The organism is Ideonella sp. WA131b, from assembly GCA_023657425.1.
GTDB lineage: Bacteria > Pseudomonadota > Gammaproteobacteria > Burkholderiales > Burkholderiaceae_C > Rubrivivax.
This window is the reverse complement of record JAGTJW010000001.1, coordinates 920,344-938,695: the sequence shown is the minus strand read 5'-3', so window position 1 is coordinate 938,695 and position 18,352 is coordinate 920,344. Positions and strand designations below refer to the sequence as shown.

14 protein-coding genes are annotated in these 18,352 nt (G+C 71.2%); 7 read left to right on the top strand and 7 right to left on the bottom strand.

Translation table 11 applies throughout. From position 1 onward, the window contains the following. Positions 1–45: 45 nt before the first annotated feature. Positions 46–1,986, bottom strand: coding sequence for a bicyclomycin resistance protein (locus KA711_04360; GenBank protein MCM0608212.1), 1,941 nt, complete (start codon positions 1,984–1,986; stop codon positions 46–48). A 57-nt stretch (positions 1,987–2,043) separates the two neighbouring features. Between KA711_04360 and KA711_04355 the strand changes: the two genes are divergently transcribed. The 3 genes from KA711_04355 (at position 2,044) to KA711_04345 (ending at position 5,879) form a co-directional block, all read left to right on the top strand. Next, positions 2,044–2,982 carry an ABC transporter permease gene (locus KA711_04355; protein MCM0608211.1) on the top strand — a complete coding sequence of 313 codons (939 nt, stop codon included), beginning with the start codon at positions 2,044–2,046 and terminating at the stop codon, positions 2,980–2,982. Between the two features lie 22 nt (positions 2,983–3,004). After that, entirely contained in the window at positions 3,005–4,075 is a 1,071-nt protein-coding gene (locus tag KA711_04350) for an ABC transporter permease (GenBank protein MCM0608210.1), read from the top strand. Between the two features lie 112 nt (positions 4,076–4,187). Further along, on the top strand, positions 4,188–5,879 hold the full coding sequence (locus KA711_04345) for an ABC transporter ATP-binding protein (protein MCM0608209.1): 1,692 nt from the start codon (positions 4,188–4,190) through the stop codon (positions 5,877–5,879). A gap of 203 nt (positions 5,880–6,082) precedes the next feature. Here the strand turns inward: KA711_04345 and KA711_04340 are convergent, their stop codons facing one another. The 3 genes from KA711_04340 to KA711_04330 form a co-directional block, all read right to left on the bottom strand. Beyond that, entirely contained in the window at positions 6,083–6,931 is an 849-nt protein-coding gene (locus KA711_04340; GenBank protein ID MCM0608208.1) for an alpha/beta hydrolase, read from the bottom strand. Between the two features lie 11 nt (positions 6,932–6,942). Continuing rightward, complete coding sequence (locus KA711_04335) at positions 6,943–8,070, bottom strand: hypothetical protein (protein MCM0608207.1); 1,128 nt, start codon at positions 8,068–8,070, stop codon at positions 6,943–6,945. A 550-nt stretch (positions 8,071–8,620) separates the two neighbouring features. Beyond that, on the bottom strand, positions 8,621–8,989 hold the full coding sequence (locus KA711_04330) for a LysR family transcriptional regulator (GenBank protein MCM0608206.1): 369 nt from the start codon (positions 8,987–8,989) through the stop codon (positions 8,621–8,623). 89 nt (positions 8,990–9,078) lie between these two features. Here KA711_04330 and modA point away from each other — a divergent pair, with 89 nt between their 5' ends. Genes modA through KA711_04315 form a run of 3 tightly spaced genes read left to right on the top strand, consistent with a single transcriptional unit; the run spans position 9,079 to position 11,736 of the window. Beyond that, positions 9,079–9,876 (top strand): molybdate ABC transporter substrate-binding protein, encoded by a 798-nt coding sequence (gene modA, locus KA711_04325; protein MCM0608205.1) that lies wholly within the window; start codon positions 9,079–9,081, stop codon positions 9,874–9,876. 16 nt (positions 9,877–9,892) lie between these two features. Then, positions 9,893–10,561, top strand: coding sequence for a molybdate ABC transporter permease subunit (gene modB / locus KA711_04320; protein ID MCM0608204.1), 669 nt, complete (start codon positions 9,893–9,895; stop codon positions 10,559–10,561). 23 nt (positions 10,562–10,584) lie between these two features. Then, entirely contained in the window at positions 10,585–11,736 is a 1,152-nt protein-coding gene (locus KA711_04315; GenBank protein MCM0608203.1) for an ABC transporter ATP-binding protein, read from the top strand. An 81-nt stretch (positions 11,737–11,817) separates the two neighbouring features. Here the strand turns inward: KA711_04315 and KA711_04310 are convergent, their stop codons facing one another. Further along, positions 11,818–13,398 (bottom strand): AMP-binding protein, encoded by a 1,581-nt coding sequence (locus tag KA711_04310; protein MCM0608202.1) that lies wholly within the window; start codon positions 13,396–13,398, stop codon positions 11,818–11,820. Beyond that, the gene (locus KA711_04305) at positions 13,395–15,149 is read right to left on the bottom strand and encodes a thiamine pyrophosphate-binding protein (protein MCM0608201.1); all 1,755 of its coding nucleotides are present in this window, start codon (positions 15,147–15,149) and stop codon (positions 13,395–13,397) included. The genes KA711_04310 and KA711_04305 overlap by 4 nt, the downstream gene beginning before the upstream one ends. Before the next feature lie 148 nt (positions 15,150–15,297). Between KA711_04305 and KA711_04300 the strand changes: the two genes are divergently transcribed. Beyond that, positions 15,298–15,969, top strand: a complete 672-nt coding sequence (locus tag KA711_04300; protein ID MCM0608200.1) for a GntR family transcriptional regulator — start codon at positions 15,298–15,300, stop codon at positions 15,967–15,969. Between the two features lie 45 nt (positions 15,970–16,014). Here the strand turns inward: KA711_04300 and KA711_04295 are convergent, their stop codons facing one another. Next, on the bottom strand, positions 16,015–18,219 hold the full coding sequence (locus KA711_04295; GenBank protein MCM0608199.1) for a malate synthase G: 2,205 nt from the start codon (positions 18,217–18,219) through the stop codon (positions 16,015–16,017). Between the last annotated feature and the right edge of the window lie 133 nt (positions 18,220–18,352).

Below are 18,352 nucleotides of genomic sequence, written 5' to 3'. Positions count from 1 at the left end.
GCACCGAGCAGCGAAAACAGCTTCATGCTTAGAGCTCCTGCGATCTCAGGGGGCTGCAGTGTCCACCACCACGTCCACATGGCGCCAGAAGTCGCGGATGAACGGGTGCGGCACGTAGCCGCGCACGCGCGGCTGCACCAGCCAGGTCTGCACGTCGTGGCCGCTGGCCACGTAGGGCATGTAGGCCAGCGCGATCTTCATGCCCTGCTGGATCAGCGCGTCGCGCTCGGGGCCGTCGGGCATCACGCGCTGGCGCAGGTGCAGCGCGTCGAAGGCCGGCAGGTCGAAGCGGGCGTAGTTGGCCTGGCCCTTGTTCTTGCCGTACAGCAGGTCCATGAAGTAGGTGCCGTCGGGGATGGCCGCGCTCCAGCCGGTGGTCCACATCATCAGCCGGCCAGCCCGGCTGGCCTTGATGTTCTCGGGCCAGACGCCGACGCGGAAATTCATCCGAACGCCCACCGCGTCCATCGCCTTCTTCCAGAGCCCCTGCAGCGCGCGGCTTTGCTGGCTGGGTTCGGTGGTGAGCTCCAGCACCAGCGGGCTGCCGTCGGGCTGCTCGCGCCAGCCGTCGCCGTTGCGGTCCAGGTAGCCGTAGAGGTCCAGCAGGGCCTTCGCGCGCGCCGGGCTGTACTGGGCCATCTCGCTCCTGAGCGTCGGGTCGTAGCCGCTCACGCCCGGCGGCAGCAGGCTTTGCGCCGGCACCATCTGGCCGTGGCGCACGAGCGCGATCTCGCGATCGGCGTGGTAGGCCAGTGCCAGCGCGCGCCGCAGCGCCACGCGTTCGGGCGTGTACCCGCCTACCAGCGGATGCTCCATGTTGAAGTACACGTGCCGGGTGATCGGGATCACGTACTGCCGCATCTGCACGCCGCGCCGCGCCAGGTTGGGCGCCACCTGGCTGTTGGGCGCGGCCTGGCTGATGAACTCCGGCGGCACCCATAGCAGGTCCAGCTCGTCGTTGAGGAAGCCCAGCCAACGCGGCTGGGCTTCCTCGATGATGGAAATCTCCACCCGGTCCACCATCGGCAGCTGGCGCCCGCGGAAGGTCTCGGCGATCTCGCGCCGCAGCGGGTCTACCCGGCCATCGGGCTCGCTGGCGGTCTCGTTGTGCACGCCGTGCCGGTACAGCGGGTTGCGTTCCAGCACGATGCGCGCGCTGCGCGTCCAGCTCGCCAGGCGGAACGGGCCAGTGCCCACCGGGGGCGTCATCTGGTCGCGCGGGTGGTTTTCCACCACCTCGCGCGCCACGGCGCCCGATACCGGCGGCGTGGCGAAGAGATACGGCAGCCGCGGCGCGGGCTGTGCCGTGCGCACCTCGAAGGTGTAGCGGTCCAGCGCACGGATGCCTTCGACACCGGTGTCGTAGTCGAAGGGCTGGCCGCCGTCCAGCGCCTTCTTGCGCAGCTCCGACAGCCCCAGAAGCCCGGCGTTCTCCCAATGGAACAGCGTCGGGCTGCGCGTGATGGGGTCGTAGTAGCGCTTGATGCTGTAGACGTAGTCGTGCGCAGTCAGCTCGCGCGGCTGGCCTTTGAAGGCGGGGTGCTCGGTGAACAGGATGCCCGGCCTGATGCGGAAGACAAAGCGTGTGTGGTCATCAAAGACCTCGGGCAGCGCGGTCGCGGTGTTCGGCTTGAGCCGGACCGGGCGCGCCAGCAGGTCGTAGGTCAAGGGCGCGTCGAAGAGGCTGGCGATCACCGCGGCGGAGACGACGTCGGAAATCCGCGGCGGGTCGAAGCCGGTCTCGGGTGCTTGGAAGGTCACGCGGACGGTCTTGGGCGCGGCGGTCATGCCGGAGGCTTGCTCCCGATGCTGCGCGGTGGCCGGCCCTAAGCCTGCGGCCAGACCAGCCAGAAAGAAAATCCAGAGCAGTGCTTTCACGCACCGAAGTCTAGGGCGCGCCGGGCATGCGCCAAGCGTGGCTTGCTTCGCCGCCCGGGGGGAAATCACCCGAGGAGTGGCCCTGGAGCCCACCCTACACTCGCGCATTCCGAAAACCCGGGCTGGTACGCCACGAGCGACGCTGCCGGCTGGAGAACCGATCCGATGGCTGCCTACCTGATACGTCGCCTCTGGCAGATGATCCCGACACTTGCGGGCGTCATCCTGCTGGTGTTTTTCCTCTTCAAGTACTTCGGCGGCGACCCGGCCGAGGTGCTGGGCGGCCTCAACGCCAGCCCGGAGCAGATCGCCGCGATCCGCCAGACCCTGGGCCTGGACGAGCCCATCTGGGTCCAGCTGTGGATCTTCGTCAAGCAGATCGTCACCTTCGACTGGGGCAAGAGCTGGGCCACCAACGAGGCCGTGAGCAACCTGTTCGCCACCCGGCTGCCGGCGACGCTGACCGTGATGGTGCCCATCCTCGTCCTCGAGGTGCTGCTGGCGATCCCGATTGCCATGTACGTGGCCTACAAGCGCGGCAGCCTGACCGACCGCACGCTGACCGTCATCACCACGGTGGCGCTGTCCATCAGCTTCCTGGTCTACGTCATCGTGGGCCAGTATGTGTTCGCCTTCCAGCTCGGCTGGTTCCCGGTGCAGGGCTGGAGCGACAAGCTCTGGACCAACCTCGCCACCTACGTGCCGCTGCCGGTGTTTTTGGCACTGCTGGTGAGCCTGGCGCCGCAGACGCGGCTGTACCGCAGCTTCTTCCTGGATGAGCTGGGCCAGGACTACGTGCGCACCGCGCGCGCCAAGGGCCTGACGGAGAACACGGTGCTGTTCCGGCACGTGCTGCGCAACGCCACGATTCCCATCCTCACCAACATCGGCCTCTTGCTGCCGGGCATCTTCGTCGGCAGCTTCCTGATCGAGGTGTTCTTCTCCATCCCGGGCATCGGCCGCGAGGTGCTGCTGGCCGTCAACCGCAGCGACTTCCCCGTCATCCAGGCCGTCACCATTTACCTCGCCGTGCTGACCATGTTCATCAACCTGCTCACCGACCTGGCCTACAAGGTCGCCGACCCGCGGGTCGTGCTGAAGTGATGGCGCTGATGGAGCCAATGGCATGAACACCGCAGCCCACATCACCACGCAGTCGGCCGACGGCGCCGCCGGCACCGAGCTGCAGAAGAGCGAGAGCGTCTGGGCCGCGGCCTGGCGCCGCTTCCGGGCCGACCGGGTAGGCCTGGGCAGCGCGATCGTCGTCCTCGCCTTCCTCGTGCTCATCGTGCTCGCCGCCCTGGGCCTGGTGGCCAAGAACTGGCAGGCCGAGGTCGGCGTGCCCAGTGCGCCGCCCAGCTTCATGGGGCCGGCGCCCAAGCAGGCCACGGGCGCCATCGAGGTGCCCCAGGGCCCCAACGTCGACCTCTCGGCCGTGGACCCGCTGGCTCCGCGCTATGCCGAGTGGGACGAGCGTGCCAAGCAGTTCCAGACGGCCGAGGTGCCCAAGGCCGAGACGCTGCCGCTGGGCGGCGACCGCCTGGGCCGCGACGTGCTGGCCAAGGCCATCAAGGGCACCGAGATCAGCGTCTTCGTGGGCCTGGCGGCGGCCATCGCGGCCACCACGATCGGTGTGCTGCTCGGCGCCTTCGGCGGCTTCTTCGGCGGCAAGATCGCCGACTTCCTGGAGTGGGTCTACAACGTCTTCGAGAGCATCCCGAACATCCTGCTCATCTTTGCCTTCGCCGCGGTGGTGGGGCGCGGCGTGGGCAGCGTGGTCATCATCCTGGCGCTCACGGGCTGGACGGGCATGTACCGCCAGGTGCGCGCCGAGTTCATCAAGCACCGCAGCCGCGAGTACGTGCGCTCGGCCGAGGCCATCGGCGCCAGCAGCATGAGCCGCATGTTCAAGCACATCCTGCCCAACGTGAGCCACGTGGTGCTGGTGCGCATGAGCCTGCTCACGGTGGCCTTCATCAAGGCCGAGGTCATCCTCAGCTACCTGGGCCTGGGCGTGCGTGTGGACCAGGTGTCGTGGGGCACCATGCTGGCCGAGGCGCAGAGCGAGCTGATCCTGGGCCACTGGTGGCAGCTGGCCGCGGCCACGCTCTTCATGGCGGTGTTCGTGACCGCGTTTTCGCTGATGGCCGATGCGCTGCGTGACGCGCTCGACCCCAAGCTGCGTGGTTTGGAATGAACATGGACCACCCCCGTAGCGGCTGCGCCGCTCCCCCTCAAGGGGGCGCCGCCAGCGGCCCGGCGAAGCCGGTTCCGCGGCGGCCGCTTGGCCGACTGTCCTGGAGCTGCTGATGTTGCTTTCGATTCAAGACCTGCGCGTCGCCTTCCGCATGGGCAAGGGCGTGCGCGCCGAGGCCGTGAAGGGCGTGTCCTTCGACATCGACGCCAACCAGACCGTGGCCCTGGTGGGCGAATCGGGCTCGGGCAAGAGCGTCACCGCGATGAGCGTGCTGAACCTGCTGCCCGACAACGCCGAGCGCACCGGCCGCATCCTCTGGAAGGGCGCCGATCTGCTGGGCTTCGGCCTCGGCGCGCTGCAGAAGATGCGCGGCAAGGAGATCGCCTGCGTCTTTCAGGATCCGATGAGCTCGCTGAACCCGGTGCTCAACGTCGGCGCGCAGCTGTGCGAGCCGCTGATGAAGCACATGGGCCTGGGCAAGGCTGCGGCCTGGAAGCGTGCCGAGGAGCTGCTCAACGAGGTCGGCATCCCCGAGCCCGCGCGGCGCCTGAAGGCCTACCCGCACGAAATGTCCGGCGGCCAGCAACAGCGCGTGATGATCGCCATGGCCCTGGCCTGCGAGCCCAAGCTGCTGATCGCCGACGAGCCCACGACGGCGCTGGACGTCACCATCCAGCGCCAGATCCTCGAGCTGCTCGGCAAGCTCAAGACCAGCCACCAGATGAGCGTGCTGTTCATCAGCCACGACCTGGGCCTGGTGGGCGAGATCGCCGACAAGGTGGTGGTCATGCGCCACGGCCAGATCCGCGAGCAAGGGCCCGTGAAGCAGATCTTCGAGAGCCCGCAGGACGCCTACACCAAGGCCCTGCTCGCCTGCCGCCCCAGCCTGGAGGGCAACCCGGCGCGGCTGATGGTGATCGACGACCACATGGCCGCGCAGCGCGGTCATCCTCCAGGGACTGCGGGCCGCCCTGCGCAGCCGCAGGCCAAGGCCAAGGACCCGAACGCGCCCGTGGTGCTGGAAGTCAAGAGCCTGGCCAAGAGCTTCTGGCTCAAGCAGGGCCTGTTCGGCAAGCGCGAGTTCAAGGCCGTGCAGAACGTCAACTTCCAGCTGCGCAAGGGCCACACCCTGGGCGTGGTGGGCGAAAGCGGCAGCGGCAAGACGACCATGGGCCTGACCCTGCTGCGCCTGCACGAGCCCACCAGCGGCGAGGTCATCTTCGACGGCCAGAACCTGCTGAAGCTGTCGGACAGGGAGCGCCAGGTGATGCGCCGCCGCATCCAGGTGGTGTTCCAGAACCCGTATGCCAGCCTGAACCCGCGTTTCACCATCGGCCAGACGCTGGTGGAGCCCATGGCCATCCACAGCATCGGCAAGGATCTCGCCGAGCGCGAGCAGCGCGCCCGCACGCTGCTCGAGAAGGTGGGCCTGGACGGCCGCGCCTTCGGCAAGTACCCGCACGAGTTTTCGGGCGGCCAGCGCCAGCGCGTGGCGATTGCGCGCTGCCTCACGCTCAACCCCGAGGTGCTGGTGCTCGACGAGGCCGTGAGCGCGCTCGACGTGAGCGTGCAGGCCCAGGTGCTGAATCTTCTGCGCGACCTGCAGGACGAGTTCGGCCTGAGCTACGTCTTCATCAGCCACGACCTGGCGGTGGTGCGCTTCATCTCTGACGAGGTGCTGGTGATGAAGGACGGCCAGGTGGTCGAGCAGGCCAGCGCGGAGCAGATTCTGGCGGCGCCCAAGCAGGACTACACCAAGCGGCTGCTGGCGGCAATTCCGCGGGGGTACTCCGCGCAGACTTGAACAGTCCCGAGGACTCTCCATGCCTGGCGCAGGCTTGACCTTGCATCGGGCGTGCACTCAGGCCGCGGCCATGAGGATGGGGGCGAGCGGCCAGGGGCCCAGCCCGGCCGATGTCTGCTTTACGAGGCCGAGGAGGGGCGCACCCGGGCTGAACCTCGATTCGCGGCAGAAACGCTCGGCCCTTGCCAGGGGGCCCGCCGTCTTCACTTTCGAGTGAGTTCGACGCCCGCGATCCGGCCTCCCAGGCTGCAATCACCGCGGGTGACGCCTTCCAGGAACGCGCCGATCGCCTGGACCGTGCGAGCCTCAGTCTTGCGCGATGCGCCAAAGCCCGCGAAGTTCATGTGGGTCGCACCGTCAAGGACGCCGAGCCACTTGCAGCCGGGTTTCATGTTGCTGAATGGCTCGGTCCGCACCTCCCACGAGGCCCCCCCGAGTTCTTTGTCGCGGGTTCCCGTGAGCATCAGAACGGGCTTCGTGATGCCCTCCCAGGCGCCGGCGGGAAAGATGATCCCGGCACCTTGCGGCGAGATCGCCACGTAGGCGCTGTACGAGTCACTGCCCTGGATGCCGACCTTGTTCTTTGCACCCGCCTCCATCAGGGTGGTGGCGGCCCCCATCGAGTGACCGATGAGGATGGACATGCTGGACGCGCAACGGGCCCGGGCCCATTGCCCGGAAGCGGCAATGTCCTGGAACCTGGCACGGTAGGCCTCGGGTTCGGTGATCAGCTCCTCAAGACCGGCCCGGAGGCCGCTCTCGCGAACGTTTTCGAGAACTGCGCGACGGCCGCTCTCCTGGTGCCCCACAACCACGGCCAGATAGCCCAAGGAGGAAAGCGCTTCGCCCAGGTAGCGGTAACCCGTCTCAGAGCCACCGGCGCCGGGCGATATGACGGCCCAGCCGTTGCAAGCCACTCCCTTGGGCAAGTAGGCCGAGACTGCCACGTCCTTCGAGTCCGAGCGCTTGAGCGTCAAGGTCTCCTGAGCGCCCGTGGGCATTGCGAGGCCGTAGAGGACGGCGCAGCCTGCGGCGAAGCGAATCAAGGACATGGCCCAGGCTCCTAGTCGAAGCACAGATAAGACCAGACTCCATTCACATCGAACAACGGCTTGCCCGAGGCGGCCACAGGCGTGGAGGTGTCCAGGACGGTGATCCCATGGTCACGAAGCGCCGGTCCCAGCGCCGCGCTGTCGGGATTCGCCGGAAGCCCGGTGCGCAGCTGCCGAGAGCTCTGCAGCGCCCCGCTCGCGTCCTCGACAGGAAGCGGTCCGGCCGCAGGTCGGGCCAGTCCCAGGTTGTCCCAGTGAGCGAATGCATGTGCGTTGGGGACCAGGGTGTCGCGATCCGACCCGAACCCGTATTGCTTCGTTGAGGGTGTGACATTGGGCCGAACCAGAGTCCAGTTCGCCGGGCTGTCGGTGAACCCGTTCCAGTCTTCCGGGGAGGAGAAGTACACGGCTCGGGACAGGGACACGCTCTTGGCAAGCACGCCCACATGTCCTCCGCCTTGCGAGTGACCGGCCAAGACGATCTTGCTCCAGTCGATGGTTTTGTCGGCGAGCAGGTACTGTCCCCAACCCTCTGCGGGGTGTTGAGTGTCCAGCCACAGGATCAACTTGGCCAGCCGATTCACAACGGAATCAGCTGGTGACACCAACGTCTGGTTGGGAACGGGCGCGCCCGTCCCGAAGATCACGTGGTTGCGCGCACTCCAAAAGCAGGTCGGGTCGGGGCTGAACTGACACAGCGCCCCCATGGCCGTCTGGTTCTGATAATTGATGCCCACGGCGTGCAGCCCGCGTGATGCACCGGCCCGGAGGATGTAGGTGTACTGGCCCGGCTTGCCCAGGGTGCCGGGAAGGAACACCAGCAGGCGACCCTTCGCCGCAACCGTGGGAGACGGATTGATCGCCCAGTGGGGACTCTCCCCTGAAGCCGGGATCGCCAGGATGCTGTTGTCCGTGGTGGTTGCCAGGATCTGGCGTTCGACCGACGTCGGAGCGGGATCGATTGGAGGCGGCCCGCCGCCGCCGCCGCCGCCTCCGCAGCCGGCCACCGCCAGCCCCACCAGGCAAGCCAGGGTGCGCATCGGGCTGCGCCAGCCGAACCCAAGGTTGGCGATCACCGTCTTCATGCCGAAGTTTGCAAATGGATCATTCATGACAATGCTGAAGTTTTCGGCGACCACTCCGCCGCGTTGCGCGTCTTGGGGAGCATAGCGCCTCCGGGCTAAGTCCCGCGACCGGCGCGCGTCAAGCTACTTGTCGCGTCATCAAGCGGCCAAAGGGCTGCCATTGCCGCGCGCGACCGCAGCGGTGACCACCTCCGTTCGTTCTGGGTTAAGGGTCACGGTGTCGATGTGCGACCAGTTGCGCGTGGCACTTGACCACCGCCGCGGGTTGTCCTGGCGGGCCCGGATGTAGACCTGATGTTGGGCTCGCAGGACTTCCCGATCCTGGCCTGCGTGGCGCTGTGCCGTCGTGACGTATCGGATGCCGCTGTGACGATGCTCCAGGTTGTACCAGTGCACGAAGCCCGTGGCCCAAGCGCGCGCTTGCCTTGACCACGGCAGAGTTCAAGCTCCTTGTCGCGCTCGCACGCGCACCGGGCAGGGCGTTGGCGCGACGGCCGCCCGGTGGCGGCACAGCGCCCGCGGGCCGCCTACCTGCTTCGCAAGTTTGTGAGCCGGCACCGCCTGGGGTTGGGCGCCAGCGCCGCCGCCGTCGTCGCGCTGGCCCTCAGCCCCCGTCCCGCAGCACAGCCAGCGCCGCGGCGCGTTTGTCCACCGCGCGTTGGCAGTCGTGCTCGATGGCGCGGTAGATCTCGAGCACGCGTTCGCCGCCGCGCGTGAGCCGGGCACCGCCGCCGCCGCTGCCGCCGCGCCGGCGTTCCACCAGCGGCTCGGCGAAGCCGGCGTTGAGCGTGCTCACCAGCGACCACGCGCGCTGGTAGCTCATGCCCATGCGCCGGCCGGCCTCGGCGATGCTGCCGGTGGCGGCGATGCCCTCCAGCAGCTCGGCCTTGCCCGGGCCCAGCATCAGCTCCGGGCCCAGGTGCACGCGCACGCGGGCTCGCGGGGCGTCGGTGGCGGCGGGCGTGTCGGCCATGCCGCGATTGTGTCGCGGCCCGGGCCGCGGCGGCGTCGATATACTCGTACAGCGATATCCATCACAGAAGATATCAAGCGGAGCCGCCCATGATCGACCGCCGCACCCTGCTGGGCCTGCCGCTGGCCGCCACGCTGCCCGCGCTGGCGCCCGGCCGCGCCGTGGCGCAGGCCCCCGCCACCGTGGCCGCGGCGGCCAACGTCAAGCCGGCCATCGAGGAGCTGGCGGCCCAGTTCGAGCGCGCGGGCGGCGGAGCGCTGCGCCGGGTGTTTGGCTCCTCGGGCAACTTCGTCGCGCAGATCCTGCAGGGCGCCCCTTTTCACCTGTTCGTCTCGGCCGACGAGGAGACGGTGTTCCGCGTGGCCGAGGCCGGCCGCACGCTGGGCGGCGCGGCCGACCGTGGCCGCGTCTATGCGCTGGGCCGCCTGGCGCTGCTGGCGCCGCACGGCTCGCCGCTGCCGGTGGATGCCGAGCTGCGCGGCCTGGGTGCGGCGCTGCGCGACGGCCGCGTGAGCAGGCTGGCCATCGCCAACCCCGAGCACGCGCCCTACGGCCAGCGCGCGCGCGAGGCGCTGCAGCACGCGGGCCTGTGGGATCTCGCCCGGCCGCGCCTGGTGATCGCCGAGAACGTGTCGCAGGCGGTGCAGTTCGCGCTCTCGGGCTCGGCCCAGGGCGGGCTGGTGGCGCACTCCCTCACGCTGGTGCCGGCGGTGGCGGCGGCCGGCACCGCGGCCGTGATGCCCGCGAGCTTCCACGCGCCGCTGACGCAGCGGCTGGCGCTGATCCAGGGTGCCCCCGCGGCGGCGCGCGCCTTCCACGACTTCGTGCTCGCGCCCGCGGCGCACGCCGTGTGGCGGCGCCACGGCTACACGCCGCCGGGCGCCTGACGGGTGCTGCTGCATGATCGACTGGCAGGCGCTGATCCTGAGCCTGGAGCTGGCGGCGGTGACGCTGCTGGTGCTGCTGCCGCTGGGCCTGTGGCTGGGCCGCTGGCTGGCACGCACCCCCTGGCGCGGCAAGGCCTGGATCGAGGCCCTGGTGGTGCTGCCGCTGGTGCTGCCGCCCACCGTGCTGGGCTACTACCTGCTGGTGGCCTTCGGCGGCGCCTCGCCGCTGGGGCGCGTGTTCAACGGGCTCGGCCTGCCGCTCACCTTCAGCTTTGGCGGGCTGGTGCTGGCGTCCGTCATCGTCAACATCCCGTTCATGGTGCAGCCGGTGCAGCGTGCCTTCGAGGCCATCCCGCGTGATCTGGCCGAGGCCGCCGCCTGCAGCGGCCTGGGTGGGTGGCAGACGCTGTGGCGCGTGGAGCTGCCGCTGGCCTGGCCCGGCATCCTCTCGGCCATGGTGCTGACCTTCGTGCACACCTTGGGCGAGTTCGGCGTGGTGCTGATGATGGGCGGCAGCATCCCGGGTGAAACCCAGACCATCGCCATCGCCATCTACGACCGCGTGCAGGCCTTCGACCTGCACAGCGCCGACCGCATGGCGCTGGTGCTGCTGCTGCTGTCGCTGCTGGCGGTGGCGGCGTCGTTCTTCGCCACGGCGCGGCTGTCGGCTGGAGCGCGACGTTGAGTGCGACGTTGAGCGCGCCGGTGATGGACGCCGCCGCCCAGGGCCTGGTGCTCGAGGTCGAGCAGCAGCGGCCGATGCCGCTGCACGGCCGCATCGAGGCCGCGCCGGGCGAGCTGCTGGCGCTGGTGGGCCCCTCGGGCGCCGGCAAGACCTCGATGCTGCGCGTGGCCGCCGGGCTGATGAAGCCGCAGCAGGGCCGGGTGCAGGTGGGCGGCGAGACCTGGTGCGACATCGGGGGTGATGCCGGGGAACACGGCGCGCAGCCCCTGTGGCGCCCGCCGCAGCAGCGCCACGTGGGCCTGGTGTTCCAGCACTACGCGCTGATGCCGCACCTCAGCGCCCTGGGCAACGTGGCGCTGTCGCTGCTGCACCGCCCCCGCGCCGAGCGCGAGCGCGAGGCCGCGCGCTGGCTGGCCCACGTGGGGCTGACGGACGGCTTGATGCACCGCCGGCCGGCGCAGCTCTCGGGCGGGCAGCAGCAGCGCGTGGCGGTGGCCCGCGCGCTGGCGCGCGCGCCGAAGCTGCTGCTGCTGGACGAGCCTTTCTCGGCCGTGGACATGATGGCCCGCCAGGGCCTGTACCGCCTGATCGCCGACCTGCGCCGCGAACTGGCCGTGCCCATCGTGCTGGTGACGCACGACCTGCACGAGGCCCGGCTGCTGGCCGACCGCCTGGTGGTGATGGACGCCGGCCGGGTGCTGCAAAGCGGCACGCCCGAGCTCGTGCACCGCGCCCCGCGCACGGCCCGCGTGGCCGACCTGGTGGGCATCGCCAACCGCTGGCCCGGCTGGTGGGAGGGCGGCGATGGCGCCGATCCCGGCTGGGGCTGGCTGCGCTGGGGCGATGCGGCCACGGGCGACGCGGCCGTGCGCCTGCGCGTGCGCGACAAGGGCCGCATGTCGCGCGACCGCGCGGTGACCTTCGTGATCCCGGGCGATGCGATCACGCTGGCCGACGTGCACACCGCAGGCCAGGGCGGCCACTTCGCGGCGCGCGTGGACGCCGTGCGCCACCAGGGCGAGATCACCATGGCCACCCTGACGCTGGCGGTGGCCGGCGGCCAGCCGCTGATGCTGACGCTGTCGGGCCGCGAGCGGCGCGGCCTGCAGGCCGGGCAGGCGCTGGCGGTGGTTTTCGACCTCGCGCAGGTGCACCTGATGCCGCTGCGCGCCTGAGGGCCCGGGGCGCATCCGGGCGTGCGACAGGCTCGGCCCGAACGGAGGCAGCCCCAGCTCGCCCCGAGCCCGCCGCAGGGCTCAAGCCCCTTGCAGCAGCCGCTCGCGCAGCAGGCGGTGCTGCACCTTGCCCGTGGCCGTGCGCGGCAGCGCCTCGGGTGCGATCAGCCGCCAGGCGCGCGGGCGCTTGAAGCCGGCCAGCCGCTCGCGGCACAGCACGTCGAGCTGCGCCTGCAGGTCGACCGGCGCGCCCGGGCGCGGCACCACGGCGGCGCACACGGTCTCGCCCCACTTCGTGTCGGGCAGGCCCACCACGGCCACGTCCTGCACGGCGGGGTGCTGCGCCAGCACGGCCTCGACCTCCGACGGGTAGATGTTCTCGCCGCCACTGATGATCATGTGGCTCTTGCGGTCAACGAGGTGGATGTAGCCGTCGGCGTCGCGCCGGGCCAGGTCGCCCACCGAGCACCAGGCGCCGGCAAAGCTCTCGGCCGTCTTGGCGGGGTTGCGCCAGTAGCCGTCGAAGACCCAGGGTGTGCGCGAGAAGAGTTCGCCGACCTCGCCGTCGGCCACCTCGGTGCCGTCGGCGCCCAGCAGCCGGATGGCGCCGGTGCCGGCCCACTCGCGCCCCACCGAGCCGAGCTTGGCCAGCTGCTCGTCGGGCCGCAGCACGGTCACCCAGCCGGCCTCGGTGGAGCCGTACAGCTCGAACAGCCGGCCATTGGGAAACAGCTGCATCACGCCGAGCTTGGTCTCGCGCCGCGCCGGGGCCGACGAGATGAGCAGCTTGCCCACGCGCGCCAGGTCGTGGCGCGCCTTCGTGGCCTCGGGCAGCTCGAGCATCATCACGTAGTGCGTCGGCACCAGCGAGGTGAAGCTGATGCGCTCGCGGCTGAGCGTGGCCAGCAGCGCCTCGGGGTCGAAGCTCGCGCGGTCGTCGACGACGATCTGCGCGCCCAGCATCGCAAACGTCACGCCGAAGTACAGCGAATTGGCGTGGCACAGCGGCATCACCAGCAGGCCCGTGTCGTCGCGCGTGAGGCCGAACTCCAGCGCCGTGCACAGCGCGATCAGCGCGTTGCCGCCCTGGCTGCGCATCGCGCCCTTGGGGCGGCCGGTGGTGCCCGAGGTGTACATCAGCGCGAACAGGTCGCCGGGCTGCACCGCGACGGCGGGCGGCGCGGGCGATGCGGCGGCGATCAGCGCCTCGTAGTCCTGCCAGCCCTCGTGGCCAGAGCCGGGCCGCGCGCCGTGGCCCCACAGCACCCAGGCCTGCGGCGGCACCGGCAGATCGCCGCGCAGGCCTTCCACCACGCTGCGCAGCCGGTCCTGCACGATGAAGGCCCGAGCCTCGGCGTGCTGCACGATGTAGGCCACCTCGGGCGCGGCGAGTCGGAAGTTGATCGGCACCGCCACCAGCCCGGCGCGCGACAGCGCGGCGTACAGCTCCAGCCACTCCAGCGCGTTGTACCCGAGCAGCGCCACGCGGTCGCCCTTGGCCAGGCCCAGGCCCAGCAGCGCGTTGGCCAGCCGGCTGGCGCGCTCGTCCCACTGCGCCCAGCTGAGCGCGCGCCGCGAGTCGCGTGCCGCCGGCTGCGCGGGCTGCGTGCGCGCGTGGGCGGCCACCGAGTCCGACAGCGACAGCAGCGCGGGGGCGTTCACGTGAGCCTCCGCGCCTGCTCGGCCTCGTCCCAGGCGGTGAGCGCCTGGCGGTCGGGCACCCAGCCCAGGCCCTTGCCGGCATCCGATGACAGCGCGTGCTGCGTCGTCACCACGTCGATCAGCGCCGGGCCGGTGCGGGCGGCGTGCGCCAGCGCGTCGGCAATCGCCCCGGGCAGCCGCTCGGCGTCGGTCACGCGCTCGGCGTGCAGGCCGAAGGCGCGCGCCATCGCGGCGTAGTCGCTGTACGCGAGCGTGGTGCCCACGACGCGGCCACCATAGTTCACCTCCTGGTCCAGCCGCTCGATGTTCCAGGCCGCGTTGTTGCTGACGATGAACACGCAGCGCGCGCCGTGGCGCTGCGCGCTGTCGATCTCCATGGCGTTGATGCCGAAGGCGCCATCGCCCGTGATGGCCACCACCTGCCGGCCCGGGTGCAGCAGCGCCGCAGCCACGGCGTAGGGCGTGCCCACGCCCAGGCAGCCGAAGGCGCCGGCATCGAGGTAGTGCCGTGTCTCCAGGCCCATGCGCGCAAAGCTCAGCAGGTCGCCGCCGTCGGCGATGGTGATCGCGTCGGGTGCCAGCTGCCCGCGCAGCGCCGCGAAGATGCGGTTGGGGTGGATGTGGCCGTCGGCCCCGTTGGCGGCGGTGGCCATGGCCTGCACGTGCTTCGCGGCCCGCTTGTCGTGCTCGGCGCGCAGCGCGCCGGCCCAGGCGCGGTCGAGCCCGGGCGCCGGCTCGCCCACGGCCTGCGCCAGCGCGGCCAGCGCCAGGGCCGGGTCGGCCAGCAGCTCCACCTCGCCGCGGCGGTTGTCGCGCAGTTCGTCGGCGTGGTCGGCGATGCGCAGGAAGCGCGCCGCCTTGAAGACGGCGGGCGAGCCGTAGGCCATCTGGTAGTCGAGCTTGCGGCCCACCACCAGCACGCAGTCGGCCTCCTGCATGGCGCGGGCGCGCACGGCGCCCACCACCGCCGGGTGGCCGGGGTCGACGAGGCCGCGGCTTTCCTGGGTGTCCAGGGTGACGGCGCCCGTTGCGTCGAGCAGCCGGTGCAGCGCCGCCGCGCAGCCGGCCGAGGCGCGGGCGCCGCGGCCGGTGACGACGAGCGGGCGCCGGGCCGCGCGCAGCACGGCCGCGGCCTGCGCCACCAGGCCCGCATCGGGCGCCAGCGGCGGGCGGTGCTGCGGGCGCAGGTGCTCCTCCAGCACCACCGCGGCGGGCACGGTCTCGCGCAGCACGTCGGTGGGGATCTCCAGGTACACCGGCCCCGGCGCGCCGCCGTCGCCCAGGGCCAGGGCCCAGGCCTTGTCGAGGTCGCGCACGATCTGGTCGGCGGTGCGCAGCGTGCGCGACTGCCGCGTCACCGGCGCCAGGATGTCGGCGTGGGCGATGCCCTGCAGCGGGCCCAGGTCGTCCTGCGGGCGCGGCGGGCAGCCGCCGATCAGCAGCACCGGCACGCGCTCGAGGTGGGCGTTGGTGAGGGCGGTGACGCAGTTCGTCACGCCCGGGCCGGCGGTGGCCATGGCCACGCCCACGCCGCCCGGGCCGCGGGCGTCGCTCAGCGCGGCGTGCGCGTGCGCCATGTGCACGGCCGCGCCTTCGTCGCGCACGTCGACGATCCTCACACCCAGGCGGTGCAGCCAGTCCCAGATGGGCTGGATGTGGCCGCCCTGCAGGCCGTAGATGCGGTCCACGCCACGGGCGACGAGGAAACGCGCCACCCATTCGGCGACGCTGCGGTGCGGGTTCTCGGCCATCGGGCCCTCCGGCGGTGGGCGCCCGGGGGTCGGTGGGCGCAGGTTGGGGACGGGTTACGGGAACCACGGACCGTGGAACCTTGGATGGCGAGGATTAGAACTCTGAATTCAGAGTTCAGCAAGAGGCGGTCGGCGTACACTCCCCGGCATGAAGTCGATGGCCGTGGCTCCTTCCCTGGCCGAGCAGGTGCGCGACGCCGTGCTCGACGAGATCGCCACCGGCCGCTGGCCCGCCGGCAGCCGCGTGATCCAGGAGCAGCTGGCGCAGCAGCTGGGCGTGTCGCGCCAGCCGGTGCAGCAGGCGCTGCTGCTGCTGCGCGAGCAGGGCGTGCTGCGCGAGGCGCCGGGCCGCGGCCTGGAGGTGGCGCCGCTGGTGGCCGACGAGATCGAGCAGGTCTACGAGCTGCGCGCGGTGATCGAGGGCCTGGCCGCGCGGCGCGCCGCCGAACGCGGCGCCGCCCGCGCGGCGGACGAAGGCGCTGCGCTGGTGGCCGCCGGGCGCGCCGCCGTGGCCGCGGGCGACCTGCCCGCCATGGTGGCCGCGGACCAGGCCTTCCACCGCTTCCTGTACGCGCTGTCGGGCAATGCGCTCATCGCGCCGGCCCTGGCCGCGCACTGGACGCAGCTGCAGCGCGCCATGGCCGAGGTGCTGGTGCGCGACAAGCAGCCGCGCGACATCTGGGACCAGCACGCCGCCATCCTGGCCGCCGTGGCCGCGGGCGACGGCGGCCGTGCCGAGGCGCTGGCGCGCGAGCACCTCACGCAGGCGGCGGGTTACATGCTGGCGCGGCTGCGGGCACAGGCACCCGCAGCGCCCTGAGCGGCGGCCAGGGCAGCGGCCTCAGCGGCGGCCCGGGCAGCGGCTTCAGCCCGCCTGCGCCGCCTTCTTCTTGAGCCGCCACGCATGCAGCAGCGGCTCGGTGTAGCCGCTGGGCTGCTGCTCGCCCAGGAACACCAGGTCGAGCGCGGCGCGGTAGGCGCAGCTGGTGTCCCCGTGTCCGGCCATGGGCTCGTACAGCGGGTCCCCGGCGTTCTGGCCGTCCACCACCGCGGCCATGCGGCGGAAGCTGGCGTGCACCTGCTCGGCCGTCACCACGCCGTGGCGCAGCCAGTTGGCGATGTGCTGGCTGCTGATGCGCAGCGTGGCGCGGTCTTCCATCAGGCCCACGCCGTTGATGTCGGGCACTTTGCTGCAGCCCACGCCCTGGTCGACCCAGCGCACGACGTAGCCCAGGATGCCCTGCACGTTGTTGTCCAGCTCCTGCTGCACCTCCGGCGGCGTCCAGAAGGGCACCAGCGCCACCGGCACCTGCAGGATGGCGTCGAGCAGACGCGCCTCGATCTGCGGCGCGTCGGGGCGCCGCGCGAAGGCCTCCATGCTCTGCTGCAGCGCGGTCACGTCCACCTGGTGGTAGTGCAGCGCATGCAGCGTGGCTGCCGTCGGACTCGGCACCCAGGCGGTGTTGGCGCCGGCCTGCGGGTGCGAGACCTTGTCCTTCATCATCTCGCCCATCAGGTCGGGCATGGCCCACATGCCCTTGCCGATCTGCGCGCGGCCCCGCAGCCCGCAGGCCAGGCCGATCTGCACGTTGTTGAACTCGTAGGCGCGCAGCCAGTTGGCCATCTTCATGCGCGGCTTGCGCACCATCGGGCCGGCGCGCATGGCGGTGTGGATCTCGTCGCCGGTGCGGTCGAGGAAGCCGGTGTTGATGAAGGCCACGCGGCTGGCCGCCGCGGCGATGCAGGCGCGCAGGTTGACGCTGGTGCGCCGCTCCTCGTCCATGATGCCGAGCTTGACGGTGTCCTGCGGCAGCCCCAGCAGCTGCTCGACGCGGCCGAACAGCTCGCCGGCAAAGGCCACCTCGGCCGGGCCGTGCATCTTGGGCTTGACGACGTAGACGCTGCCGGTGCGCGAGTTGTGCAGGCCCGGCGTGCCCAGCCGCTTCAGGTCGTGCAGCGCGATCGTGCTGGTGATGACGGCGTCGAGGATGCCTTCCGGGATCTCTTTGCCGTCGCCCCACAGGATGGCCGGGTGGGTCATCAGGTGGCCGACGTTGCGCACGAACAGCAGCGAGCGCCCGTGCAGCACCAGCGGCCGGCCGTCGGCGCCGGTGTAGGCCCGGTCGGCATCCAGCCGCCGGGTGAAGCGGCGCGCGCCCTTGGTGACCTCCTCCACCAGCGTGCCGCGCAGGATGCCCAGCCAGTTGCGGTAGGCCAGCACCTTGTCGGCGGCGTCGACCACGGCCACCGAGTCCTCGAGGTCGAGGATGGTCGACAGCGCCGCCTCGACCACGAGGTCGGCGACGCCGGCCGCGTCGGTCTTGCCGATGGCGTGGTTGCGGTCGATGCGGATCTCCAGGTGCAGGCCATGGTGGCGCAGCAGCACCGCGCTCGGCGCCGCGGCGTCGCCCTGGTGGCCGGCAAAGCCGGCGGGATCGGCCAGGCCGGTGCTGCCGCCGTTCTTGAGTGCCACCACCAGGCGGCCGCCCTCGACGCGGTAGCCGGCGGCGTCGCGGTGCGAGGCGCCGGCCAGCGGCGCGGCCTGGTCCAGCACCCGGCGCGCGTAGTCGATCACCCGGGCGCCGCGCACCGGGTTGTAGCCGGTGCCCTTCTCGGCGCCGCCCGACTCGGGGATCACGTCGGTGCCGTACAGCGCGTCGTACAGCGAACCCCAGCGCGCGTTGGCGGCGTTGAGGGCGTACCGGGCGTTCAGGATGGGCACCACCAGCTGCGGGCCGGCGAGCCGGGCGAGCTCGTCGTCGACGTGGGCGGTGGTGCAGGCCACGTCGGCGGGTGCCTCGACCAGGTAGCCGATGCGCTTGAGGAAGGCCTTGTACGCCGGCATGTTGCCGATCGGACCCGGGTGCGCCTCGTGCCAGGCGTCGAGCTCGGCCTGCAGGCGGTCGCGCTCGGCCAGCAAGGCGGCGTTCCTGGGCGCCAGGTCGCGCACGAGGGCGTCGAAGCCGGCCCAGAAGGCAGCAGGGTCGACACCGGTGCCGGGCAGCACCTCGTCGTTGACGAAGGCGGCCAGCGCGGCGTCGACGTGCAGGGAATGGATGGGCGTGCGCATGGCAGGTCTCCAGTCGGACAGGGTGCCGCAGGCGTCGAAGAGGACGGCTTTCAGGGCGATGGCACGAACTGTATTCAGCAACTCTCGGATGATTAAGTGGGCTTGAAGGCATTTATTCGTGCGTCCAGCACGC